19 protein-coding genes are annotated in these 21,950 nt (G+C 65.3%); 9 read left to right on the top strand and 10 right to left on the bottom strand.

Annotation, left to right across the window (positions count from 1 at the left end; all coding sequences use genetic code 11):
• Window positions 1-12: 12 nt before the first annotated feature.
• Both V5F68_RS03395 and V5F68_RS03390 read right to left on the bottom strand, forming a co-directional pair.
• Window positions 13-945 (bottom strand): response regulator, encoded by a 933-nt coding sequence (locus V5F68_RS03395; RefSeq protein WP_394014459.1) that lies wholly within the window; start codon window positions 943-945, stop codon window positions 13-15.
• The gene (locus V5F68_RS03390; protein WP_394014460.1) at window positions 935-4,306 is read right to left on the bottom strand and encodes a hybrid sensor histidine kinase/response regulator; all 3,372 of its coding nucleotides are present in this window, start codon (window positions 4,304-4,306) and stop codon (window positions 935-937) included. The genes V5F68_RS03395 and V5F68_RS03390 overlap by 11 nt, the downstream gene beginning before the upstream one ends.
• A 504-nt stretch (window positions 4,307-4,810) precedes the next feature.
• Between V5F68_RS03390 and urtA the strand changes: the two genes are divergently transcribed.
• The 7 genes from urtA to V5F68_RS03355 all read left to right on the top strand — a co-directional run bounded on the left by urtA (window position 4,811) and on the right by V5F68_RS03355 (window position 11,608).
• Window positions 4,811-6,091, top strand: coding sequence for an urea ABC transporter substrate-binding protein (gene urtA, locus V5F68_RS03385; RefSeq protein ID WP_394014461.1), 1,281 nt, complete (start codon window positions 4,811-4,813; stop codon window positions 6,089-6,091).
• A gap of 158 nt (window positions 6,092-6,249) precedes the next feature.
• Window positions 6,250-7,173 carry an urea ABC transporter permease subunit UrtB gene (gene urtB / locus V5F68_RS03380; protein ID WP_394014462.1) on the top strand — a complete coding sequence of 308 codons (924 nt, stop codon included), beginning with the start codon at window positions 6,250-6,252 and terminating at the stop codon, window positions 7,171-7,173.
• 11 nt (window positions 7,174-7,184) lie between these two features.
• Complete coding sequence (gene urtC, locus V5F68_RS03375; RefSeq protein ID WP_394014463.1) at window positions 7,185-8,324, top strand: urea ABC transporter permease subunit UrtC; 1,140 nt, start codon at window positions 7,185-7,187, stop codon at window positions 8,322-8,324.
• 12 nt (window positions 8,325-8,336) lie between these two features.
• On the top strand, window positions 8,337-9,104 hold the full coding sequence (urtD, locus tag V5F68_RS03370; RefSeq protein ID WP_394014464.1) for an urea ABC transporter ATP-binding protein UrtD: 768 nt from the start codon (window positions 8,337-8,339) through the stop codon (window positions 9,102-9,104).
• An 84-nt stretch (window positions 9,105-9,188) separates the two neighbouring features.
• Window positions 9,189-9,878, top strand: a complete 690-nt coding sequence (gene urtE / locus V5F68_RS03365; protein WP_394014465.1) for an urea ABC transporter ATP-binding subunit UrtE — start codon at window positions 9,189-9,191, stop codon at window positions 9,876-9,878.
• Between the two features lie 74 nt (window positions 9,879-9,952).
• On the top strand, window positions 9,953-11,182 hold the full coding sequence (gene fmdA / locus V5F68_RS03360) for a formamidase (protein ID WP_348847043.1): 1,230 nt from the start codon (window positions 9,953-9,955) through the stop codon (window positions 11,180-11,182).
• 72 nt (window positions 11,183-11,254) lie between these two features.
• Window positions 11,255-11,608: an FmdB family zinc ribbon protein gene (locus tag V5F68_RS03355; protein ID WP_394014466.1), complete on the top strand. Its 354-nt coding sequence runs from the start codon at window positions 11,255-11,257 to the stop codon at window positions 11,606-11,608.
• A gap of 21 nt (window positions 11,609-11,629) precedes the next feature.
• Here the strand turns inward: V5F68_RS03355 and V5F68_RS03350 are convergent, their stop codons facing one another.
• The 4 genes from V5F68_RS03350 to V5F68_RS03335 all read right to left on the bottom strand — a co-directional run bounded on the left by V5F68_RS03350 (window position 11,630) and on the right by V5F68_RS03335 (window position 15,782).
• The gene (locus V5F68_RS03350; protein ID WP_394014467.1) at window positions 11,630-12,373 is read right to left on the bottom strand and encodes an RlmE family RNA methyltransferase; all 744 of its coding nucleotides are present in this window, start codon (window positions 12,371-12,373) and stop codon (window positions 11,630-11,632) included.
• Between the two features lie 9 nt (window positions 12,374-12,382).
• Window positions 12,383-13,618, bottom strand: a complete 1,236-nt coding sequence (locus V5F68_RS03345; RefSeq protein WP_394100486.1) for a Ppx/GppA phosphatase family protein — start codon at window positions 13,616-13,618, stop codon at window positions 12,383-12,385.
• A gap of 319 nt (window positions 13,619-13,937) precedes the next feature.
• On the bottom strand, window positions 13,938-14,687 hold the full coding sequence (locus V5F68_RS03340) for a transaldolase family protein (RefSeq protein WP_394014469.1): 750 nt from the start codon (window positions 14,685-14,687) through the stop codon (window positions 13,938-13,940).
• A 297-nt stretch (window positions 14,688-14,984) separates the two neighbouring features.
• A complete protein-coding gene (locus V5F68_RS03335) occupies window positions 14,985-15,782 on the bottom strand; it encodes a chorismate mutase (protein ID WP_394014470.1) in 798 nt (265 codons plus the stop codon).
• A gap of 170 nt (window positions 15,783-15,952) precedes the next feature.
• Here V5F68_RS03335 and V5F68_RS03330 point away from each other — a divergent pair, with 170 nt between their 5' ends.
• Window positions 15,953-16,312 carry a hypothetical protein gene (locus tag V5F68_RS03330; protein WP_348847049.1) on the top strand — a complete coding sequence of 120 codons (360 nt, stop codon included), beginning with the start codon at window positions 15,953-15,955 and terminating at the stop codon, window positions 16,310-16,312.
• 16 nt (window positions 16,313-16,328) lie between these two features.
• Here V5F68_RS03330 and V5F68_RS03325 read toward each other — a convergent pair whose 3' ends face one another.
• From V5F68_RS03325 to pncB, 3 genes are all read right to left on the bottom strand, one after another.
• Window positions 16,329-16,592: a hypothetical protein gene (locus V5F68_RS03325; RefSeq protein ID WP_394014471.1), complete on the bottom strand. Its 264-nt coding sequence runs from the start codon at window positions 16,590-16,592 to the stop codon at window positions 16,329-16,331.
• Window positions 16,593-16,729: 137 nt separating this feature from the next.
• Window positions 16,730-17,818, bottom strand: coding sequence for a BON domain-containing protein (locus V5F68_RS03320; protein ID WP_394014472.1), 1,089 nt, complete (start codon window positions 17,816-17,818; stop codon window positions 16,730-16,732).
• 167 nt (window positions 17,819-17,985) lie between these two features.
• A complete protein-coding gene (gene pncB, locus V5F68_RS03315) occupies window positions 17,986-19,278 on the bottom strand; it encodes a nicotinate phosphoribosyltransferase (RefSeq protein ID WP_394014473.1) in 1,293 nt (430 codons plus the stop codon).
• 385 nt (window positions 19,279-19,663) lie between these two features.
• Here pncB and V5F68_RS03310 point away from each other — a divergent pair, with 385 nt between their 5' ends.
• Complete coding sequence (locus tag V5F68_RS03310; protein WP_509274658.1) at window positions 19,664-21,016, top strand: diguanylate cyclase; 1,353 nt, start codon at window positions 19,664-19,666, stop codon at window positions 21,014-21,016.
• Window positions 21,017-21,106: 90 nt separating this feature from the next.
• Here V5F68_RS03310 and V5F68_RS03305 read toward each other — a convergent pair whose 3' ends face one another.
• Window positions 21,107-21,949 (bottom strand): HTD2 family dehydratase, encoded by an 843-nt coding sequence (locus V5F68_RS03305; RefSeq protein ID WP_394014475.1) that lies wholly within the window; start codon window positions 21,947-21,949, stop codon window positions 21,107-21,109.
• Window position 21,950: the final 1 nt, after the last annotated feature.

Here is a 21,950-nt window from a genome sequence, read left to right as displayed (position 1 = left end):
TGGGCGCCTTTTTCATTGGCCAGACAGGGCGCGCACCGCCAGCGCGGTGGCAGACGCGCGGTTTTCCACGCCGATCTTGGCGTAGATCTGCTCCAGATGCTTGTTCACCGTGCGCGGGCTGAGGCCGAGGATCTGGGCAATGTCGCGATTGGCCTTGCCGCGCGCGATCCACACCAGCACCTCCGCCTCGCGCTGTGTGATGGACAGCGCCCGCCGCAGAACCTCTTCGTCCTTGGCCGGGGCCTCCTCGATCACCCGCAGCAGAAATTCCCGTCCGCCGATCTGGCCGACATAGGCGAGCTTCAGCGTGCGGGGCGCTTCGGCCAGTAGGGAAAGGTCGATCCCGTCGCGCTGCGCCGCATCCGAGTCCTGACAGGCCTCCAGCCATCGGCGAACCGCATCCGGCAAAACGAAGCCTTCGCCGGGCTGCACTGGGGCGATCTGCGCCATCAGGCGGGTGGCCTGCGGCGTACTCCACAGCACCCGCCCGTCGAGATTGGCGGAGAGCAGGAACCGCCCGGCGGCATCCAGCGCCACGTGCGCCCCTTGCGTCTGGCGCGCATTGGCGAGGTGGACCTTCATGCGGGCGATGATCTCGCTCGGCACGATGGGCTTGGTGACGTAGTCCACCCCGCCCGCCTCCAGCCCCTGAACGATATGCTCGGTCTCGGACAGGCCGGTCATGAAGATCACCGGCACGTGGGCGAGCGCCTTGTTGGTCTTCAGCGCCCGGCAGGTCTCGAAGCCGGTCATACCGGGCATGATGGCGTCCATCAGGATGATGTCGGGGGTGATCTGCTCCACCAAGGCGAGGGCATTGGCGCCCTCCACCGCCACCAGCACCGTGATGCCCGCCTCCTCCAGCGCGTCGGTGAGGAGGCTCAGGGTTTCCGGGCTATCGTCCACCACCAGGACGATGTCGCGTCGCTTGGCGCTATGCATCATCGCTGCGAAGGCCCTCCAGAACGGTCATGTAACGGTTGAGATCGAAGCTGCGCACGATATCGCTCATCTGCGCGACGAATTCCGCGTGATCGGGTGATTCTTCGCCGAGCGCCTGGAGCTTCGCCTGGATGCCACGCACGTAGCCGATGCGCCCGAGCTTCAGCAACTCGTCGATATGGCGGTTGGCGGGGGCGATCATCTCGCCAGGAGGTTCTTCGGGCGCGGCGGGGGGATCGCCGTCATAGATCCAGTCGAGCGTCAGCAGGCCACGCAGCTGTTCGAGCAGATGGCGCAGATCCACGGGCTTGGCGATCTGCTGATCGTGATGGCGCCCCTCCGCCTCAGGCCGGCCGGCATCGCCGGCATTGGCGGAAATCATGATGATGCGGGCACCCGGCGCCACCTTGCCGCGCAGGCGGCGGGCGACCTGCCAGCCGTTGAGACCTGGCATCGCGATATCGAGCAGGACGAGGTCCGGCTGCACCTGGGCGGCGAGCTCCAGGCAGGCGACGCCGTCGGGCGCGGTGAACACGACGAACCCCAGCGGCCGCAGCAATTCGCACATCAGATCCCGGTGGGCGGCATCATCGTCCGCGACCAGGAGGGTGCGCGGTTCCCCGCGATAGCCGGTGATGCGCCGTTCCGCCGGAGCGGCGTCGTCCGGGGTGGAAACCTCCGACAGCAGCAGCCGCACGGCGAAGATCGAGCCGCCTTGCGGCCCGCTCCTCAGGACGATCTCGCCCCCCATGATTTCGGTGAGCAGCTTGGTGATGGTCAGCCCCAGGCCGATGCCCACCGTATTGTAGGTGCCGGCGCGGCCGCCGCGCTCGAACGGCTCGAAGATGCGCAGGCGGTCCTCTTCCGCCACCCCAAGGCCGGTGTCCTCCACCTCGAACTCGGCCACCTGGTTGCGGAACGAGACCCGCAGGGCGACGTGGCCGGCGGCGGTAAACTTGATGGCGTTGGACAGCAGGTTGATGAGGATCTGCCGCAGCCGCTTCTCGTCCGTGAACACCACGGGCGGAAGCCGATCCGAACGGGAGTGGCGGAAGTCGATATCCTTCGCCTGGGCCTGAAGGCGGAACATGTCCACGATCTGGTCCAGCAATTCGTGGATGCGCACCTTGTCCCTGTTCAGGTGCAGGCGCCCGGCCTCGATCTTGGAGATATCCAGCAGCCCGTCGATGAGGCCGGACAGATGCTCGGCGCTGCGGCGTACCACCCGGATGGCATCCCGCCGGCCGGCGGGAATGGACGTGTCGCGCTCGAGCAGTTGGGCATAACCGAGGATCGCGTTCAGCGGCGTGCGCAATTCGTGGCTGATGCCGACCACGTAGCGGCTCTTGGCGAGGTTCGCCGCCTCCGCCACCTCCTTGGCGCGCTGGAGCTTGGCGTCGGTGCGCTTGTGTGCCGCGATTTCGTGCATCAGCAAGGTAGTCTGGCGCTGGCTTTCCTCCTGCGCCACGTTGCGGCTTTCCTGCGCCAGCACGAAAAGCCACGCCACCACGCCCACGACGATGATGAGGACGAAATAGACCGTCCAGAGCGTGGTGCGGATCGCCTCCCCATAGGCGGGAGATTCGAACGTGGCGTGGAAATAGATGATGGCGAGAATCGCGGCGATGAGGGACGCCAGCGTCGCCAGGATCGCGATGTAGTGCCCGACGCGCGAATTCAGCCGCTTCACCGCCCAGCGCGGCAAGGTCGCCGCCAGGAAGGCGAGGATCTGGTCGGCGGCGCGGGCATCCTCCTTGCAGCGATCACGGCAGCGCGCATCAAGCGAGCAGCACAGGGAACAGATGGGCCCGGCATAAAGCGGGCACTGGGCCATGTCCTCATGCTCGAACTTGTGCTCGCACACACAGCAGCGCAGTGTGCCCTTGCCGCGCCACTGCACCTTGGGTTCGCGGGCCATGTAATAGCGCCCCTTGGTGGCGAGCGCGATCGCCGGCGCCGCGAGGAAGGCCACCGCGAGCGCCAAGAAGGGCGCGAAGGCCTGCAGCATGCGGCCGAATTGTCCAGAATACGCCAGCACGCCCACCGCGGTGCCGAGTGCCACCGAGCCGACCCCAACCGGGTTGATGTCGTAGAGATGGGCGCGCTTGAACTCGATGTTCGGCGGGGACAGACCAAGCGGCTTGTTCACCACGAGGTCCGACACCAGCGCCGCCACCCAGGCGATGGCGACGATGGCATAAAGGCCGAGGATCTCGTCCAGCGCCTTGTAGATGCCGAGCTCCATCAGCATCAGGGCGATGGCGACATTGAACACCAGCCACACCACCCGTCCAGGATGGGAATGTGTCAGCCGCGAGAAGAAGTTCGACCAGGCGATGGAGCCGGCGTAGGCGTTGGTCACATTGATCTTGAGCTGGGAGATGATGACGAAGACGCCGGTGAAGGCGAGCGCCGCCTGTTGCGAGGGCAGCATCGAGCCGAAGGCGACCAGATACATCTGCGTCGGTTCGGCCGCATGGTCCAAGCCGATGCCGTGCTGAAGCGCCAGATAGGCGAGGAACGACCCGATCGTCATTTTCAGCGCGCCGGGAATGATCCAGCCCGGTCCGGCAGCCAGCAGGCTGCCCCACCAATTGACGCGGTTACCGGCTTCCCGGCGCGGCAGGAATCGCAGGAAATCCACCTGCTCGCCGATCTGCGCCACGAGCGCGAACACCACAGTGGACGCCCCGCCGAAGGCGAGCCAGGAAAAGCTGCCGTCCGCGGGCCCCACGCGGCCGGTGAAATCGGTCCAGGCGGAAAGATCCTCTCCGTGGGTCAGGGCGATATAAGCGAGCGGGATGATATGCAGCGCCAGCCACACCGGCTGGGTCCACATCTGGAACCGGGATATGAGCGTGATGCCGTGGGTGACCAGCGGGATCACCACCAGGGCGCTGATTATGTAGCCGATCGCCAGCGGGATGCCGAAACACATCTCCAGGGCCAGCGACATGATCGCCGCCTCGATGGCGAAGAACAGGAAGGTGAAGGAGGCATAGATCAGCGAGGTGAAGGTCGAGCCGATATAGCCGAAGCCCGCGCCCCGCGTCAGCAGGTCGATATCGACGCCGAATTTCGCGGCATAGAAGCAGATCGGGAAGCCGGCCGCGAAAATGATGGCGCTGACCACCAGGATCGCCGCGATCGCATTGGTGAAGCCGAATGAGAGCGTGATCGCTCCGCCGATGGCTTCCAGGGCCAGGAAGGAAATGGCACCAAGCGCGGTATTGGCGACGCGGAACGACGACCAGCGCCGCGCGCTCTTCGCGGTGAAACGCAGGGCATAGTCTTCCAGGGTCTCGTTGACGACCCATTTGTTGTACTGGCGTCGAACCCGAACGATCCGCTGTTCCCCGGCCATAGGTTCCCCGGCCCTCTGACTTCAAATTCCCTCAGGTCTTCGGGCCCATGAACCGCCCGCCCCGCGCCCCGGCTACATCTGCCGCGCCGCTGAGCCGGCTTCCGCCCTCTCCCGACCCGGGATCGCCACATGAAGCGCGTCATCCCCAAGATAATTCATTATGCCACAGCCTATTTTCGTATGCGTGACTGAATTTATCGCGCCTTTGCCTGCATTCTGATCAAACTCGAAGCATTGTTCCTGTGCATCTCTCACGGTTCCCAATATTCCCGAAACTTAAGTAGAAGCGCCCGCAGCGCCTGCACCGTACGTGCGCGCGCCCGCGCGTGCGAATTAAAACGCGAGCAGGAAACCTCTCCGCAAAATCGACAATACGGATTTTCTGGCTGCGCCATATACGTCAATCACCGTATTGCTGCGCCGCATCATCCCCGGAACCATGGAACCCAAGCAGGCGCCTGTTCGGCCCTGTCTTCGATCCGTAAAGCGCTGGAGGGGACCTTGATGTCGGGTGGCGACGATCGCAACAGCAAGATGAATGCAACGCGAAGGGATGTCTTGAAGGGCGCAGCCGCGCTGCCTCTTGCCTCCCTTATTCCCGCGACGACGCTCTTTTCCGGCGTTGCCCAAGCGCAGGTGCCGGCAACCTCTGCGGTGAATACGACCGGGCTCGCCGTAACCGATACCGAAGTCACGGTCGGCATCCTTCATTCCGTCACGGGAACCATGGCGATTTCCGAGACCGGCTCAGTCCAGGCAGAAAAGCTCGCCATCGACCAGATCAATGCAGCGGGCGGCATCCTCGGGCGCAAGATCAAGTACATTCAGGAAGACGGTGCGAGCGACTGGCCTACCTTCGCGGAAAAGGCCAAAAAGCTGCTGGTTCAGGACAAGTGCGCCTCGGTCTTCGGCTGCTGGACATCCGCCTCCCGCAAGGCCGTCCTGCCGGTGTTCGAGCAATATAACGGCATGTTGTATTATCCGACCTTCTACGAAGGACTGGAGCAATCGAAGAACGTCATCTATACCGGGCAAGAAGCAACCCAGCAGATCATCGCCGGTCTGAATTGGGTGGTGAAGGAGCGCGGGGCGCAGACCTTCTATCTGCTCGGGTCGGATTACATCTGGCCGCGCACGTCCAACAAGATCGCCCGCAAGCACATCGAGAACTTCCTGAAGCTCAAGGTGGTGGGCGAGGAATATTTCCCGCTCGGGCATACGCAGTTCAATTCGGCGATCAACAAAATCAAGCTGACGAAGCCCGACGTGATCTACGCCATCATCGTCGGCGGCTCGAATGTCGCCTTCTACAAGCAGTTGAAGGCGGCCGGCATCGACCTTTCCAAGCAGACCCTGCTCACCATCTCGGTCACCGAGGACGAAATTTTGGGTATCGGCGGCGAGAATATCGCCGGCGCCTTCGCCTGCATGAAATACTTCCAGTCCCTCGACAATCCCAACAACAAGGCATTCGTCGAGGCATTCAAGAAGACCTATGGCGACAAGATCGTCATCGGCGACGTGACGCAGGCGGCTTATCTCGGCCCCTGGCTGTGGAAGCTCACCGCGGAGAAGGCCGGGTCCTTCGACATTGACAAGATCGCTGCGGCTTCCCCCGGCGTTGCCTTCGACAAGGCGCCGGAAGGCTATGTCCGCATCCATGAGAACCACCATTTGTGGAGCAAGACGCGCGTCGGCAAGGCCCGGGCCGATGGGCAATACGACGTGGTGTTCGAGACCTCCGAACTGGTGGAGCCGAACCCCTTCCCCCAGGGATACCAATGATCTCCCGCTCGTCCTGAAGGACGAGCGCGTGGAAGCGGGATGGCGGCCGGGCCAGGGGGCCGCCGTCCCCTTCTTCTCCGCGATCCAGCCGGCCGCGCGTCGGCCGCACTGTCTTCCGTCATGAATTGAGCGGCAGCGAAAGCTGCGGGGGTGCTTTGATGCTGGGATATTCGCTCGGGGAGCTTGGTTCCATTTTCGCCATGCAGGCGTTCGCGGGCCTGATCCTGTTCTCGGTCTTCGTGCTGATGTCGCTCGGGCTGGCCATCATCTTCGGCCAGATGGGCGTGATCAACATGGCGCACGGCGAGTTCATGATCCTCGGCGCCTACATGACCTATCTCACCTCGCAGCTGTTCCAGACCTATTTGCCGGGCCTCTTCGGCATCTATTTCTTCATTGCAATGGCGGTGGCCTTCGTGGTCAGCGGCGCGCTGGGCATGCTGGTGGAGTGGAGCATGATCCGCTTCCTCTACAAGCGCCCGCTGGACACCCTGCTCGCCACCTGGGGCCTGTCGCTGATCATGCAGCAGGCCTTCCGGTCCATTTTCGGGGCGCGCGAGGTGGGCGTCGAACTGCCCGAATGGATGATGGGCTCGCTGCCCGTCACCGACACCATCGAGGTCCAGATCAACGGCCTGTTCGTCATGGGCCTCACCACGCTCATCGCCATCGCCGTCTATCTGCTCATGTACCGCTCCCGCTGGGGGCTGCAGGTGCGCTCCGTGGTGCAGAACCGCCCCATGGCCGGCGCCGTCGGCATAAATACCGAGCGCGTGGATCGCTACACCTTCGGCCTCGGCTGCGGCATCGCCGGCGTCGCGGGCAGCGCCTTCACCATGATCGGTTCCACCGGGCCAACGGCGGGCCAGCTCTACATCGTCGATACCTTCCTGGTGGTGGTCTTCGGCGGCGCGGCGAGCCTGCTCGGCACCATCGCCTCGGCCTTCACCATCTCGCAGGCGCAGTCGACCATGGAATTCTTCATGTCCGGCTCCATGGCGAAGGTGCTCACCCTGATGGTGGTCGTGGGCATCCTGATGGTGCGCCCCGAGGGCCTCTTCGTCCTCAAAGTCCGCCGCTGAGGAGCGCATTGATGCAAAGCGAAGCCTTCACCCTGCGCTCCAAGGATCTCATCGGCGTGCTCATCCTGGCAGCGCTGCTCTTCGTGGTCCTGCCGATGGCGCTCGAACCCTTCCGGCTCAACATGGTGGGCAAGTATCTCACCTATGCCTTCGTCGCGGTGGGCCTGGTGCTGTGCTGGGGCAATGCCGGCATTCTGTCGCTCGGCCAGGGCGTGTTCTTCGGCCTCGGCGGCTATTGCATGGCCATGTATCTGAAGCTCGAAGCCTCCAGTCCCGAAGCGACGAAGATCCAGTCCACGCCGGGCATCCCGGACTTCATGGACTGGAACCAGATCACCGAACTGCCATTCTTCTGGGTGCCGTTCAAATCGCTCGGCTTCTCCCTGGCGGCAGTGGTCCTCGTGCCGGCCATCCTGGCGCTGATCATCGCTTTCGCGTTGTTCAAACGACGTGTCGGCGGGGTGTATTTCGCCATCATCACCCAGGCCATGGCGGCCATTGTGACGATCCTTATCGTCGGCCAGCAGGGCTACACCGGCGGCATCAACGGCATCACGGACCTGCGCACCTTTCATGGGTGGGACATCCGCACAGACAGCGCCAAGACCCTGCTTTATTTCGTCAATGGCGGCTTGCTGATCGGCTGTATCCTGCTGTGCCAGTTCATCCGCCGCTCCAAGCTCGGCCGCATCCTGGTCGCCATGCGCGACAAGGAGGACCGGGTGCGCTTCTCCGGCTACGACGTGGCGAGCTACAAGATCTTCGTGTTCTGCTTCGCCGCGGCACTGGCGGGCATTGGCGGGGCCATGTTCACCTTGCAGGTGGGGTTCATGTCGCCCTCTTTCGTCGGCATCGTGCCGTCCATCGAGATGGTGATCTATGCGGCAGTCGGCGGTCGGCTATCGTTGCTCGGCGCGGTCTACGGCACGCTGCTGGTGAACTGGGCGAAGACCTCGTTTTCCGAAAGCTTCCCCGAATTGTGGCTGTTCGGCCTCGGCGGCCTGTTCATCGCCGTGGTGCTGCTGTTCCCGAACGGGCTTGCCGGCCTCTACCGCTCCTATGTGGAGCCGCGCATCGACGCCCTATTCACCCGCAAGCCTGCCGCGGACGCCGGGGCGGCCCCCGGCGCCGCCCCGACCCTGGCCGAGTGAGGAGACAGACCCATGAATGCCGCTCCCATCACCGACCAGATCGCGCCCGACTTCCTCCTCGCCGTGGAAGGGCTCACGGTCTCCTTCGACGGCTTCAAGGCGGTGGACGACCTCTCGTTCTACGTGGATGAGAACGAGATCCGCGTCATCATCGGCCCCAACGGCGCCGGCAAGACCACGGTGCTCGACCTCATCTGCGGGCGCACCAAGGCGACCTCGGGCTCGGTGCGGTTCAAGAGCACGGAGCTGACCAAGCTGAAGGAATACGAGATCGTCCGCAAAGGGGTGGGGCGCAAGTTCCAGAACCCGTCGATCTATGACGACCTGACCGTCTTCGAGAATCTGGAAATCTCCTTTCCCCGCGGCCGCGGCGTGCTCGGCGCGCTCGCCTTCAAGCGCGATGCGGAGGTGCGCGAGCGGGTGCAGCACGTGGCGGAGACCATCTTTCTCGCCGACCAACTGAACCGCAAGGCCGAGTTCCTCAGCCACGGACAGAAGCAATGGCTGGAGATCGGCATGCTGCTGATCCAGGACCCGGAACTGCTGATGCTCGACGAGCCGGTCGCGGGCATGAGCGTCGCCGAGCGCAAGAAGACCGCCGAACTGCTCAACACCATCATCAAGGACCGCTCGGTGATCGTCATCGAGCACGACATGAAGTTCGTCGAAGACATCGCCCACAAAGTCACGGTCCTGCACCAGGGGAAGATCCTGTCGGAAGGATCCATGGCCAAGGTGAAGGCCGATCCGAAGGTGATCGAAGTCTATCTCGGCCATTGAGGGCCTCGGCCCGCGCAGAGCTGAGCGTAGCCCGCGCGGCGGCGGGCAAGGACCGGTGTCGTCGGCACCATGGGGGCACACCACATGCTCGATGTTTCCAACCTCGTTGTTTCCTATGGCCAGAGCGAAGCGCTCCACGGGCTAAATTTCACCGTCGCGCCCAACGAGATCGTGGCGATCATGGGCCGCAACGGCATGGGCAAGACCACGCTGATGAAATCGCTCATGGGGGTGGTGCCGACCCGCTCCGGCAAGGTTTCCATCGGCGCGGACGAAATCACCGATTTGAAAAGCTACGAGCGGGTGGCGAAAGGCATCGCCTATGTGCCCCAGGGCCGCATGATCTTCTCCGCCATGACGGTGGAGGAGAATATCGAGACCGGCCTCGTCGCCTCCGGCACGAAGAAGGTGCCGGGCGACATCTATGAGTTGTTTCCCGTGCTGCTGGAGATGAGGAAGCGGCGCGGCGGCAATCTCTCCGGCGGCCAGCAGCAGCAACTCGCCATCGCCCGCGCGCTCGCCACCAAGCCCAAGGTGCTGCTGCTCGACGAGCCGACGGAGGGCATCCAGCCCTCCATCATCCGCGAGATGGCGCGCACCTTGAAGCGCATCCGCGACGAGAAGGGGCTTTCCATCGTGGTGTCGGAACAGGTGCTCTCCTTCGCCCTCGACATCGCCGACCGAGTGCTGGTGCTGGAGAACGGTTCTATCGTCCACGAGGACCTGCGGGCCGACATCGACGAGGCCAAGGTCGCCAAATTCCTTTCGGTGTGAGGCACGCGCCTCGCCCATTCATCCGCCCGCGTTTTCCGTCCGCCCAAGAGAGTCAAGCAAGCTGGGAGCTGTCCATGGCCGATACTTTGATTAAGGTCGATCTCAACCAGTCCGCCTACGACAATGACATGGTGCATAATCGCTGGCACCCCGACATCCCCATGGTGGCCTGGGTGAAGCCCGGCGACGATTTCATCGTCGAGACCTATGACTGGACCGGCGGCTTCATCAAGAACAACGACAGCGCCGACGACGTGCGCGACATCGACTTGTCCATCGTGCATTTCCTCTCCGGCCCGATCGGGGTGAAGGGGGCCGAGCCGGGCGATTTGCTGGTGGTGGACCTGCTGGACATCGGCGCCATGCCGGACAGCCAGTGGGGCTTCAACGGCTTCTTCTCGAAGAAGAACGGCGGCGGCTTCCTGACCGACCACTTCCCCCAGGCGCAGAAATCCATCTGGGATTTCAAAGGCATGTTCACCTCGTCCCGGCACATTCCGGGGGTGAATTTCGCCGGCCTCATCCATCCCGGCCTGATCGGCTGCCTGCCCGATCCCAAGCTGCTTGAGACGTGGAACAAGCGCGAGGTGGACTTCATCGCCACCAATCCGACCCGCGTGCCCCCGCTCGCCAATCCGCCCTTCGGCCCCACCGCCCACATGGGCCGCCTCACCGGCGAGGCAAAGGCCAAGGCGGCGGCGGAAGGCGCACGCACCGTGCCGCCGCGTGAACACGGCGGCAATTGCGACATCAAGGACCTTTCGCGCGGCTCGAAGATCTATTTCCCGGTCTATGTGGACGGCGGCGGCCTCTCCATGGGCGACCTGCATTTCTCGCAGGGCGACGGCGAGATCACCTTCTGCGGCGCCATCGAGATGGCCGGCTGGGTGCATCTGAAGGTGGACGTGCTCAAGGGCGGCATGGCGAAGTACGGGATCAAGAATCCCATCTTCAAGCCCTCGCCCATCACGCCCAACTATAAGGACTACCTGATCTTCGAGGGCATCTCGGTGGACGAGGCCGGCGGCCAGCATTATCTCGACGTCCACGTCGCCTATCGCCAGGCGTGCCTCAACGCCATCGAATATCTGAAGAAGTTCGGCTATTCCGGCGCCCAGGCCTATTCCATCCTCGGCACGGCGCCGGTGCAGGGGCACATCTCCGGCGTTGTGGACATTCCCAACGCCTGCGCCACGCTCTGGCTGCCCACCGAGATCTTCGACTTCGACATCAATCCGACCTCGGCGGGACCGACCAAGTTCCTGGACGGCTCCATCGACATGCCGCTTTCGCCCGATCTGTGATCGCGGACGTGCCACCGGCCGGGGCGTGCCCGCCCCGGTCTCCCGTGAGGAACGCCAGAAAACGAGGGCGACATGCCGGTCTATGATTATATGTGCGACGCCTGCGGCCCCTTCACGCAGACCCGGCCCATGAGCGAATACAACCATCCCCAGGCCTGCCCGGACTGCGCGGCCGCGTCGCCCCGCGCCATCCTCAGCGCGCCGCGCCTTGCCAATATGGATGCGGGCCGCCGCACGGCGCTTTCCACCAATGAGCGCAGTTCCCATGCGCCCATGAGCGTCGGCCAGTTCGCCGCCGCCCAGGCCTCGACCAAGCACGGGGCGGGCTGCGGCTGCTGTTCGGGCAAGATGAAAAGCCGCACCAAGACCGCCCAGAACGGGGCCAAGAGCTTCCCCTCGGCCCGCCCCTGGATGATCAGCCATTAGGCCGGTGCGAAACGAAAAGCCTCAGTCGGCGGACTGGCCGATGGGGGCATAGCCCTCCTCGCCCGGCAGAGGATCGGCCTTGCCGCGAAAACCGGTCGCCAGAACATAGAGTTCCGCCGAATCCGCCCGGCTCGCGGCCGGCTTGAGGTGCTTGACGGAGGTGAAATCCCGCTTCAGGTCCGCCAGCAGCACGCCTTCGGTGCCGCCCTGGATCACTTTGGCCAGAAACGTACCGCCGGGCGCGAGCACCTGCCGGGCGAATTCCACCGCCAGTTCCACCAGGGCGACGATCTTGATGTGGTCGGTCTTTTTGTGGCCGGTGGCGTTGGCGGCCATGTCGGACATGACGATATCGGCCCGCCCGTCCAGCAATTCCAGCAGCCGTGCCGGGGCCTTCTCGTCCAGGAAGTCGAGTTGCTCGAAGATCACGCCGGTCACCGGCTCCATCTCCAGCAGGTCGATGGCGACGATCTTGCCGCGCCCCTCTTCCAGGCCAATCTTCTTCGCCGCCACCTGGCTCCAGCCGCCGGGAGCGGCGCCGAGATCGACGATCCGCATGCCCTTTTTCAGCAGGTGCGCCTTCTCGTCCATCTCGATGAGCTTGTAGGCCGCGCGCGAGCGATAGCCTTCCCGCTTGGCGCGGGCGACATAAGGGTCGTTGAGCTGCCGTTGCAGCCATTTCTGCGAGGAGGTGGTGCGGCTGCGGGCGTTTTTCACGCGCACTTTCAGCGGCCGCCCATCCGGGCCCCGGGTCGGATTGGTCACGCGATGCTCCTATTGGGGCCGATGGCGACGCCAGGCCCCGTCCGCCCGCATCAACTGCACCAGCATGCCTTCGCGCAAGCCCCGATCGGCCACGCGCAGACGATCGGTGGGAAAAGCTTCCCGCACGGCTTCCATGATGGCGCAGCCGGCGAGCACCAGATCCGCCCGTTGCGCGCCGATGCAGGGATTGGAGACCCGTTCCTCGAACGACATGTCCACGAGGCGGTCCACCACCTCGTTGATGTCGCGGGCATGGAGCCAGGCGCCGTCCACGCGGGCGCGATCGTAGCGCTCGAGACCGAGGTGGATACCGGCAACTGTCGTCACCGTTCCCGACGTGCCGAGCAAATGGATGCGGCCCGGCGGGCGCACGCCCCAGCTCTGGCGCACGCCTTCCAGCATATCAAGCACTTCGTCCACCATCTTGATGAACAGTTCACGCGAAACCTTGACCCCGCCATGGCGCTCGGCCAGCGAAACCACGCCCACGGGCATGGAGGCCCAGGAGCGGATGCGGGCGCGCGGCGGCCCGTCGTCCCCCGCCGCCCGGCGGCCGAGCCAGACCACTTCGGTCGAGCCGCCGCCGATGTCGAACAGGATGGCGCCGTCGCAGCTCGGGTCCACTAGGGGCGCACAGCCGGAGGCGGCGAGGCCCGCTTCGGTGCGGCGGTCCACCACTTCCAGCACAAGGCCGGTGCGGCGCTCGACCTCGGCGCAGAATTCCGCGCCGTTCTCCGCCGCGCGGCAGGCTTCGGTCGCGATGATGCGGGCGCGCGAGACGCCCCGGGCGGCGATCTTGCCGGCGCATACTTCCAGCGCCGCGATGGCGCGCCCCATGGCCGGAGCGCCGAGGCGCCCGCTGCCCGAGAGGCCTTCGCCCAGGCGCACGATGCGCGAAAAGGCATCCACCACGCGGAAGTTGCGGGTGGTGGGGCGGGCAATCAAAAGGCGACAATTGTTGGTGCCGAGATCGAGCGCGGCGTAGATGCGGTCGCAGGAGGGCACCGCTTGCTGGCCCTCGCCGGCCTGCGTGTTGGAGGCTGCGGGATCGGGCCGCGGCGGGCTGCGCGGGTCCTCGCTCTCCTCGGTGCCGCAGGCATTGTCGTGGCGCGAATCGCGGCTGCCGGCATGCCCCGGCTGCGTGGGGCGCGGCTGCGCGGCCTCGCCCGCAAAAGCCTGCGCTGCAACGGTTTGCGCGGAAGAAACGGACGCGGAATAAGCAGGCGCGGTGTGGGGCGGCGTCATTTCCGCGCGCGTGTCGGCACACGGATCCGCCTCCGGGCGCGGATCAAGCACCATCTCTTCCGCTGCGTCCCCGCCAAAGGCGGTGCGGATCGGAGGAAAGCAAGGCTGAACCTCGCTATCCTGGCAAGAGCGCTCCGGGTCCCTGTCGGACCCGTGCGTCTCGTCCCTCATCTCAAACCCCTCGCCGCCCTGCGCCCGCGCCGTTTTCCAGCTTCGCGCGCCTGCGGTCAAAATGTCGCTTCGGCACGAAGTGTAACACCGGGCGGGGAAGGCGCAATGCGCCTGCCCCCATGCGGCAGGAGAATACCGGGCTGCGGGCCTATTCGGCGGCGCGGCGGCCGGACAGATCCAGCGTCAGCCCGGTCGCCAGAGCGTCCGCCCGGAAGGCCTTGACGGCGTCGAGAGACAATTCCTCAGCGGTCCTGCTGCCGAGCGCGGGCAGTTTCTTCAGCACGTCGGCGGGCGCGGTGATGATGTGGCAGCCGAGGCGGTCGGCCTCGATCACGTTCCACACCTCGCGGGTGGAGGCCCAGATGACTTCCACGTTCGGCGTCGCGCGGGAAAGCGCCACCGCCTTGGAAATGGCGGGCACATAGTCGATGCCGAGATCGGCGAGGCGGCCGGCGAATACGGAGATGATGGAGGGCGCACCGCCTGCCAGCGCGGCGACGCCCAATTCCACCTGCGGCACGGAGAAAATGGCGGTGAGGTTCACCTTCACGCCATCCTGCACCAGATCGCGCACCAGATCGTACAGCGTCTCGCCGCGCGTGGTGGAAACCGGAAGCTTCACATGCACATTCTCGCCCCAGGTGGCGATGACGCGGGCCTGGGCGCGGATTTCGTCGATCTCGTCGGAGAACACTTCAAAGGAAATATGCCGGTCGGGCACCGCCGCGACGAGGTCGCGGGCATAGGCCTCGTAATCGGAAACGCCGGCCTTGCGCAGCAGCGAGGGGTTGGTGGTGAAACCGGCGATATGGGCCTGCTTCGCCATCTCGACGATCTGCGCCTTGTCGGCGCCGTCGGTGAAGAGCTTCACCTTCAGATCAGCGAGCGTCACGGCCATGGCTTCTGTCTCCCGTCGCGTTTTGCGGCATCCTATAGCGCGCGGACCCGGCCGCGTCACGGGCCAAGGCGGCCCGCGCCCGGAGAGGCCGGGGCCGCTTTTCCAAGCGGCACAGCGGCGCAGCGGCCCTCGGATTTACAAAATGTTTCACGTGAAACAATGGCTTAGTGAAGACGAACATGGGTTCGGTGCATCTTCTCCGCGGCATTCCGGCTGATGAAACCCCAATTTCGGGCGAATGTTCGCCGCACATGAATCCGCCGCCCTGCGTTCGGGCGATCCCGGCCGGCCTCACGGCTAGGGTGCGAGCGGCGCGGCCATCAAGCCAAGGCGGGACGCGCCAGCAGGGAGCGCAGCGGCCGCTGGCAGGACGATAAGGCGATCCTCGCCCGCCTGTGCGAGGACGAAGGCGCCGGCGGGCGGCGGGCCGGCCATGTGCGCCACAGTGAGGTCCGCGCCGGAGGGGTCGCCCTCGTAGCGGGTGACGATCAGCGCCTGAGGCGGCGCATCAGCGCCGCGCAACAGCGGAGCGGCGGCGACGATGCGCATTCCCTCCGGCAAGGTGAGCCACCAGGACCCCTCCGGCGGCAGGACGGCGGCATCGGCCTTTCCCGCCGCCAGCGCATCGAGCGTCTCGGCGGGCTGGGCAACGCGCGATTGCGGGATCGCGGCGCCGAAAAAGGCTTGGGCAAGGCCCGCCTGAGTCTCGTCTCCAGCTACGGCCACGCGGAAATCGGGCTTCTGCTGGAGGATCGAGCCGGCGATGATGGCGGTCCAGACCTGCACCAGGGTCTGCGGCGTCTGCGGACCGCCGTCGCGCGATAGGAGGTGGCGAAGGAGAGCGGCCTGTCGTCCCGGCCGGAACACCGGGCCGCCGCTCGTGGTCTTTCCCGCGCCCACTTCCGCGACAATCCCCGCCCGCGCATTGAGCAAGGCCAGCAATTCCCCATCCACGCGGTCGATCTCCGCCCGCAGGGTTTCGAGCGGGCGCGGCGCCTTGGATGCTCCCTCGGAGGACGCGCCCTGCGCATGGACGCCCGCGACCGGAAGCAGCAGAAAACACCAGGCGAAAACAACGAGATAACGCGAACGCATGAGAGCGGGCCCCGATCCGCGCCACACCGGCGCTAACGTTTCGTTGACCAAGCCACAGGATCGCGTGCCCCCGCAACCCGCAATGTCCCGGCTGGAAAGAGTCCGGCAACTCCCTTGCCGCATCGTGAGCGGGACGTGCGGACACGCGCGTGCGGCGCGAAGAGGGTGCGATGGTTTCGGCGGATCTTGTGCAGCGGATGGCGAAGAAGGCGCACGCGGCCGCGCGGGCCCGTTATCCTTTGCTCGAGCCGTGGGATCGCCTCACCCCCGAGCGCCAAGCCTATCAAAGCCGCCTCATGAGCCAGGCGCTTTCGGCGCTCACCGCCCGCGACCTGCTCGATTTGCTGGATGCCGTGCCCGAAGTGGTGGCCCTGCCGGCCGAGCCGAGCCCGTTCGCGCTCGCCGAATTGCAGGAAGCCGCGATCGGCGACAACGGGACGGTCAGCGACGCACGGCGCCGTTATCGCTCGCTGCTGGCCATCGCGGCGCGGCCGTTGCGGTTGAAGCGGGCCGGGCAGCCCGCCTCCTGAGCCCGCGAGGCGCGGCTCAGCCTTCCCATTCCTGGCGCGCTACCAGCCGCGCCTTGAGGCAGGCGAGCCCGCCGATCATGCCATAGCCGCCCACGCTGCCGGCATAGGCATAGGTCACGTTGTGATCCTTGTGCAGGAAGGTCCCCGCAAGCCCCACCAGCTCGCCCGCGCGGGCCGCCTCCAGCAGGCGCTCCAGTTCCGCGACCACGGTCGGGTTGGGCGACGGTGTCGACGTCGACGGCAGGGCGGCGCCACGCAGGCTGATCACTTTCTCGGACATGCCGGTCTCCCTCGTTCCAAGGAGAGACAAGCAAGGAGCATGCCGAAAAAGAAGGGCGACCCAAGGGCCGCCCTTCCTTCGTCAGATTCGGCCGTTCCGCCGGCGTTCAGGCACGCCGGACGAACCGCCCCGATCGGTCAGCGCTTCACCGTGCCCGGCACGCTCGCCTGGCCGGTCTGGGACGTGACGCCCTGGGCGGTCGTGCCCTGGGTCGCCGTGTTCTGGCCGGTGGTGCCAGTGGTGCCTTGGCCGGTCAGGCCCGAGGTGTGCGCGGTGTGCGCGGTGTTCCCCTGGCCGAGGCCGGAGGCAAAGTCCCGCACACGCAGGTTATTCTGCACGTGGCGGACGCCGGACACCTGTTCCGCCACATCCTCGGCGCGGCGGCGCTGGGTCCGGTCGGCAACGGTGCCGGTGAGGGTCACCTCGCCGCCGCTGGCCGCCACCTCGATATCGGAGGCATCCACCTGCCAGTCGTCGGTGAGACGGTCGCTCACATCCTCGCGGACCCGATCGTCCGAGCGGGAATAGTTCTTGGGGCCGCGTCCGCGATATTCGTCCTCGCGGCGGCGGCGCTCCGCGGCTTCATCGCCGAACCAGGAGGAAACCTCGTCGGTCGCCCGGTCCCAGAGGCCGCGTTCCTGGTTGCGGTCGGCATCGCGGCCGGAATAGCCCTCGCGGCCGTAAGACTCGCGGCCGTAGGAGCTGTCGCGGCCATAAGCGCCGCGCCCGGTCTGCTGCGGGCCGGACATGCCCCATTCCTCGCGGCCCCAGTCGGGCCGGCGCATCTGCCGGTCACGGGAGAAGCGAGAGGCGTCCTCGTCGCGCGCATGGCCATAGGAGAAATCGGAGCGGGGATAGGTGCCGCCGCCGAAATAATGCTCCTCGCGGGCGCCCTGCCCGCGGCCGGACCCGTAATCCTCATAGGGGCCGCGCCCATAGTCACGGTTCGGGCCGGAGCCGTAATCCTGATAGCGGCCGCCCTGCTCGCGGGCGCCGGACGGATCGCGCCAGCCGGGGCGATTGCCATAGCTGGATTCCGACGAGAAATAACGCTCGCCGCCGCGGCCGTAATCGTCGCGATAACCCTGGTCTCGACCGCGCGCATAGGCCTCGCGGTCATTGCCGCCGCGCGGTCCGCTGCGGAAGCTGTCCTCGTTGCGCCAATCGGAGCCGTAGCGATCGTCATTGCGGTGCCGATCGTCTTCGGCGCGCCAGTTCTGAGGCATGCATTCCTCCTGCATTGGAATTTTCTTCCCCTCTCAGAAAAACCGCGCTGCGGCGAAGAGGTTCCGAGAAACAGCAGTGGCTTTGCCTAAATGAAATGCAATTGCCTCAAGTTCTTGCATGCCCTCTGCAAGGCAAACGCGAGCGCTGCCGAAATCTTCGACGCACCTCACACAGTCGCGGGCCGCGCGATCTGGTGTTCGACCCCGAACAAACGGCGATATCGCTCGATCTCGGCGGGTGGCCCCATGGCCTTGGTGGGATTATCCGAAAGCTTGACCGCTGCATGCCCGTTGGCAGAGATGACCTTGCAGACGATGGAGATGGGATCCAGCGCGCCATGGGGGGCGAGGCCGCGGAAATCGTTGGTCAGCAGCGTGCCCCAGCCAAAGCCGAGGCGCATGCGGCCCGTGAAGCGGGCATGGATGCGCGCCACCTCGTCCACATCCAGGCCATCCGAGAAAATCGCCAGCTTCTCGCGCGGGTCCTGGCCGCGCGCCTTCCACCAGGCGATCACCTCCTCGCCGCCCTCGATGGGGTCCTTGCTGTCGATGCGAATGCCGGTCCAGGCTGTGAGCCAGTCCGGCGCGTGGGCCAGGAATCCCGTGGTGCCGTAGGTATCCGGCAGCATTATGCGCAGATTGCCTTCGTAATCCTCCTGCCAGTCCGCCAGCACCTGATAGGGCGCGCGCAGCAGCTCGGCGTCGCTCCGGGCGAGGGCGGAATAGACCATCGGCAGTTCGTGCGCGTTGGTGCCGGTCGCCTCCACCTCGCGTCGCATGGCGATCAGGCAATTGGAGGTGCCGAGGAAGGTCTCGCCCAGCCCCTCCATGAGCGCCTGCACGCACCAATCCTGCCACAGATAGCCGTGCCGCCGGCGGGTGCCGAAATCCGCGACATTGACGGGGCCGAGCGCCTTGATGGCCTCGATCTTCTCCCACACCCGCGTCATGGCGCGGGCATAGAGGATCTGCAGCTCGAACTTGCCGAGCCCCTTCAATACGGCGCGCGAGCGCAGCTCGTTGATGATGGCGAGCGCCGGAATCTCCCACATGGTGGTCTCGACCCACGGCCCCTCGAACACCAGCTCATATTGCCCGTCCCACTTTTCCAGGTGGTAGGCGGGAAAGCGGAAACCCTCCAGCCACGCCACATAATCGGGCGAGAACATCTGCCGCTTGCCGTAGAACATATTGCCGCGCAGCCAGGTGGACTCCCCGCGCGTGAGCGAGAGCGAGCGCACATGATCCAGCTGCTCGCGCAAGGCGCCGATGTCGATGATATCGGCGAGCCGCACCCGGCTGGTGCGGTTGTGGATGCCGAAGGTGACTTTCACGTCCGGATGGCGCCGAAAAATAGTCTGCCCCATCAGCAGCTTATAGAAATCGGTATCCAGCACCGAGCGGACGATCGGATCGATCTTCCAGGTATGATTATAAACGCGCGAGGCTATGTCGGTCATGGCAATCCCGATGCGGCGGATGACTGCTATACCACCGCGCCGCGGGTGTACATCCACTTTGCCTTATACCGAGCCCCACAACCGACAATAACGGCTGCAATCATCATATGCTGGATTGAAACGTGTCTGTCCGCTCCGTTGAATTTATGTTAACAGAGAAACCGAAGGGCGAGATCGCAATCAATGGTTGCGTCTTAAGTAATGCAAGTATTATAGCGATTATTTCATCGCGAATCTTGTATAATGCGCCATTTCTCCGGAGGATAAATTGAAAGAGGCGCCGTCTAGAGAGGTCATGGGTGGAGATCGGGCAGAGGCTTTACGCGCCCTGAGGCAACTTCTTAGCCTCTCCAATTGCACGATCACCGAAATTTATGACCATTACTTGACATCGGCGCGCGCGATCTTCGGCATGGATGTCGCGATCATCGCTGCGGTGAAAGACGGCATGTTCACGCCTTTGCGGATGCAGTTCACCCAGCCGCTGACGATCAGCGAAGGGCAGTCGATCCCCGAGAGCGCCACCTTCTCGGTGGAGGCGATCCGCACCGGCCGCGCCATTTCCTGCCCCCATGTGGCGCAGGACCCTGTTCTGCGCGCCCATCCGATCTACGCGGACACCGGGCTGGAATCCTACATGGGCGCGCCGATCCGCATCGGCGACACGATCTTCGGCTCCTTCAGCCTGCTGGACCCCAAACCGCGTGAGTACCCCTTCGCCCCCGAATCCATGGCGCTGTTGGAATTGCTGGCGGAAACGCTGGGCCGCGCCATCGAACGCGACCGGCTGGAAGCCGAGCGCCGGGAAGCGGACAAGGAGCGCACCGCCGCCATCAATTTCTTCCAGACCGCGTTCGCGAACGCGCCCATCGGCATCACTCTGGTGGATCTCGACGGCAAGTTCCTGCGCGCCAACCCCGCCGCATGCCGCCTGTTCGGATATTCGGAAGAAGAACTTCAGGCGCGCGACTTCCAGTCTCTGACGTATCCGGAAGACTTGAGCCTCGATCTGGAGCACCTCGCCGAGATCAAGGCCGGCATCATCTCCGAATACGAGATGGACAAGCGCTATGTGCGGCCGGATGGAAGCATCATCTGGGCCCAGCTGAACGTCGCCCTGGTGCGCAACGAGGACGGCACGCCCCGCTGCTTCATTTCGCAGATCCACGACGTCAGCGAAGAACGCGCCCTGATCCAGGAACTCGACCACAAGCGCAAGCAACTGGAAGAGGCCAATCAGAAACTTACTCAGCTCGCTTCGCTGGACCCGCTGACCGGCACGCTGAACCGCCGCGCGCTGCGCCAGCGGCTCGACCAGGAAATGGCCCGCGCCAACGCCCAGGGCACGCCGCTCGCCTTCATCATGGTCGACGTGGACGACTTCAAGCCCTTTAACGACCGCTACGGCCATCTGGCCGGCGATGTCGCCCTCAAGGAAGTGGCCCAGTGCATGCGCGCCGCCTCGCGGGCGGACGATGCGGTCTGCCGCTTCGGCGGCGAGGAATTCCTGCTGCTTCTGCCCCGAACGCCCCAGGCCGAAGCCAAGAAGGTGGCCGAGCGCGTGCGCGAGTCCATCGCCACCAGCACCGCCCTTCCCGAGCGCGTCACAGTGAGCGCCGGTGTGCACGTCTACAATCCCTCGGAAAAAGGGCAGCCGATCGACCGCCTCATCGCCCAGGCGGACGCGGCGCTTTATGAAGCCAAGCGCAACGGCAAGAACCGCGTCGAAATCATGTGAGCCGATCCGGCGCGCCGGCCCGGGGCGCGCCGCGCGCGGTCAGCACGGCGCGCACCGCGCGATAACCGCGGCGGGTTTCCCGCCGCCGGTTCATGCCGCCTGCGCGCTCATGCAGAGCCGGCCATCCGGGCCGGAGGTCCACAGCTCCAGCCCCTCGGCGTGCGCGGCGGCATTGAGGCGCATGGGCGGGCCATCGAAGATCGGCCGCACGCTGCGGAACGCGAAGCGCTGCAGCGGCCGCCCCAGCAGGCGCGCGGCGAATTCCACCAGCAAGGTCGCCTGCAACGGGCCGTGCACGACCAGGCCGGGATAGCCTTCTTCCTGCTGGCAATAGGTGCGGTCGTAATGGATGCGGTGGCCGTTGAAGGTGACGGCGGAATAGCGAAACAGCAGCACCGGGGAGGTGTCCACCTCTTCCTGCCAGGTGGCGACCGGAGGCGGCTCGCTCTTGCCCGCCCCGCCCGCCGGCGCATCGACGCCGCGAAAGACGATGTCCTGCCGCTCGGCGATGGCAAGGCCGCGCGGCGTATAGATGTTGTGCGCGACGGTGACGAAGCACAAAGTGCCCGTGCGCCCCTCCTTCACCACCACATCCTCGATGCGCGAGAGGCGCCGCGCCTCGTCGCCCACACGCAGCGCATCGTGAAAATCGAGCTGGCCGCCCGCCCACATGCGGCGCGGCAGCGGCACGGGCGGCAGGAACCCGCCGCGCGCGGGATGCCCGTCCGGCCCCAAGCGATCCATCTCCACCGTGATGGGCGAGAGGCACCAATGGGCGGTGAGCGTCGCCTCCTCACCGGGCACCGGGTCGCCGGGGTCGCGGTTCAGCGTCGCGCGCATCTCGCGCACCGCGCGGGCGGTGACGAGGTCGCGCACCTCGTGGGTGCGGCCGATCCAGCCGCGCAGGGTGGCAACGTCCAGGGGTTCGCTCATT

This window comes from Roseixanthobacter pseudopolyaromaticivorans (assembly GCF_043195145.2).
Lineage (GTDB): Bacteria > Pseudomonadota > Alphaproteobacteria > Rhizobiales > Xanthobacteraceae > NCEH01.
Note: the sequence above shows the minus strand (reverse complement) of the source record. Positions and strands in the feature narration are given on the sequence as shown.

What these genes read in the sequence shown, in the direction of transcription:
- V5F68_RS03395 (WP_394014459.1), bottom strand. Translation starts at nt 945, where the DNA reads ATGATGCATAGCGCCAAGCGACGCGACATCGTCCTGGTGGTGGACGAT.
- V5F68_RS03390 (WP_394014460.1), bottom strand. Translation starts at nt 4,306, where the DNA reads ATGGCCGGGGAACAGCGGATCGTTCGGGTTCGACGCCAGTACAACAAA.
- urtA (WP_394014461.1), top strand. Translation starts at nt 4,811, where the DNA reads ATGTCGGGTGGCGACGATCGCAACAGCAAGATGAATGCAACGCGAAGG.
- urtB (WP_394014462.1), top strand. Translation starts at nt 6,250, where the DNA reads ATGCTGGGATATTCGCTCGGGGAGCTTGGTTCCATTTTCGCCATGCAG.
- urtC (WP_394014463.1), top strand. Translation starts at nt 7,185, where the DNA reads ATGCAAAGCGAAGCCTTCACCCTGCGCTCCAAGGATCTCATCGGCGTG.
- urtD (WP_394014464.1), top strand. Translation starts at nt 8,337, where the DNA reads ATGAATGCCGCTCCCATCACCGACCAGATCGCGCCCGACTTCCTCCTC.
- urtE (WP_394014465.1), top strand. Translation starts at nt 9,189, where the DNA reads ATGCTCGATGTTTCCAACCTCGTTGTTTCCTATGGCCAGAGCGAAGCG.
- fmdA (WP_348847043.1), top strand. Translation starts at nt 9,953, where the DNA reads ATGGCCGATACTTTGATTAAGGTCGATCTCAACCAGTCCGCCTACGAC.
- V5F68_RS03355 (WP_394014466.1), top strand. Translation starts at nt 11,255, where the DNA reads ATGCCGGTCTATGATTATATGTGCGACGCCTGCGGCCCCTTCACGCAG.
- V5F68_RS03345 (WP_394100486.1), bottom strand. Translation starts at nt 13,618, where the DNA reads ATGACGCCGCCCCACACCGCGCCTGCTTATTCCGCGTCCGTTTCTTCC.
- V5F68_RS03340 (WP_394014469.1), bottom strand. Translation starts at nt 14,687, where the DNA reads ATGGCCGTGACGCTCGCTGATCTGAAGGTGAAGCTCTTCACCGACGGC.
- V5F68_RS03335 (WP_394014470.1), bottom strand. Translation starts at nt 15,782, where the DNA reads ATGCGTTCGCGTTATCTCGTTGTTTTCGCCTGGTGTTTTCTGCTGCTT.
- V5F68_RS03330 (WP_348847049.1), top strand. Translation starts at nt 15,953, where the DNA reads ATGGTTTCGGCGGATCTTGTGCAGCGGATGGCGAAGAAGGCGCACGCG.
- V5F68_RS03325 (WP_394014471.1), bottom strand. Translation starts at nt 16,592, where the DNA reads ATGTCCGAGAAAGTGATCAGCCTGCGTGGCGCCGCCCTGCCGTCGACG.
- V5F68_RS03320 (WP_394014472.1), bottom strand. Translation starts at nt 17,818, where the DNA reads ATGCCTCAGAACTGGCGCGCCGAAGACGATCGGCACCGCAATGACGAT.
- pncB (WP_394014473.1), bottom strand. Translation starts at nt 19,278, where the DNA reads ATGACCGACATAGCCTCGCGCGTTTATAATCATACCTGGAAGATCGAT.
- V5F68_RS03305 (WP_394014475.1), bottom strand. Translation starts at nt 21,949, where the DNA reads ATGAGCGAACCCCTGGACGTTGCCACCCTGCGCGGCTGGATCGGCCGC.